We start from the raw sequence: 1,282 nt of genomic DNA on the forward strand, positions 1-1,282 counted from the left end.
CGGCAAGCACGCGCACGCCACCGACCTCGACCGCCTTGTCCACCAGGTCGCTGCCCGTCTGGCTGGCGAGCCGGGCCTTCGCCTGCTCCAGCGCCTTCTCCAGCTCGCGGTTGCGATCGAGCACCTGGCCGAGACGCACCTCGATGTTCTCGGGGCTGGCGCGCAGGCGCTCAGCCACCGAGTCGATGCGCCGTTCCGCGGCCTGCGCCCAGGCCAGCGCCCCCTCGCCGGTCACCGCCTCGATGCGGCGCACGCCGGCGGAGATGCCGACCTCGGAGATGATCTTGAAGAAGCCGATGTCGCCGGTGCGGCCGACGTGGGTGCCGCCGCAGAGCTCGGTGGAGAACTCGCCGAAGCGCATCACCCGCACGTCGTCACCGTACTTCTCGCCGAACAGCGCCACGGCGCCGAATTCGATGGCCTCGTCGTAGGCCATGTGGCGGACGTCCGCGGGCTCGTTGGCACGGATCCACTCGTTGACCCGGCGCTCGATGGTTCCAATCTGCTCCGCGCTCACCGGCTCGAAGTGACCGAAGTCGAAGCGCAGGCGATCCGGTGCCACCAGCGAGCCCTTCTGGGTGACGTGCTCGCCGAGGATTTCGCGCAGCGCCGCGTGGAGCAGGTGCGTCGCCGAGTGGTTGAGCACCGTCGCCTGACGCCGGGCCTCGTCCACATGGGCGGTGACGCCGTCGCCCGCCTCCACGTGCCCCTGGCGGACCACGCCGACGTGGCCGTGGGCGTCGCCGTACTTCACGGTGTCCTGGACCTCGAACTCGAACCCCGCGCCGCTGATCGTGCCGCGGTCGCCAACCTGGCCGCCGGATTCGGCGTAGAAGGGCGTGCGATCGAGGATGATCATGCCCTCGTCGCCGGTCTCCAGGGCGTTCACCGCCCGGCCCCCGGCGTAGAGGGCATCGACACGTGCGGTGTCACGCAGGTGATCGTAACCGGTGAACTCCGAGCTGCCCTCGTAATCCGCGCCACCGCCGTGGTCCGCCTTGAAGCTGCTCGCCGCGCGGGCGCGCTCGCGCTGCTCGGCCATGGCCCGGTCGAAACCGTCGGTGTCCACCTCCAGCCCCCGCTCTCGGGCGATATCCGCGGTGAGGTCCACCGGGAAGCCGTAGGTGTCGTAGAGCTTGAATACCGTCCCGCCGGGGATCACGGTGCCCTTCAGGTCGCGCAGGTCCTCCTCGAGGAGCTTGAGGCCCTGCTCCAGGGTCTCGCGGAAGCGCTCCTCCTCCTGGCGGAGGATCTTCTCGGCCTGGGGCTGGCCGCGCACGAG

At 70.4% G+C, this 1,282-nt stretch carries 1 protein-coding gene; it reads right to left on the reverse strand.

The features are described from left to right. A partial coding sequence (locus G7A99_RS20020; protein ID WP_240466352.1) for an alanine--tRNA ligase-related protein occupies positions 1 to 1,282 on the reverse strand: 1,282 nt, incomplete at both ends.

It is taken from the genome of Arhodomonas sp. KWT (genome assembly GCF_010993615.1).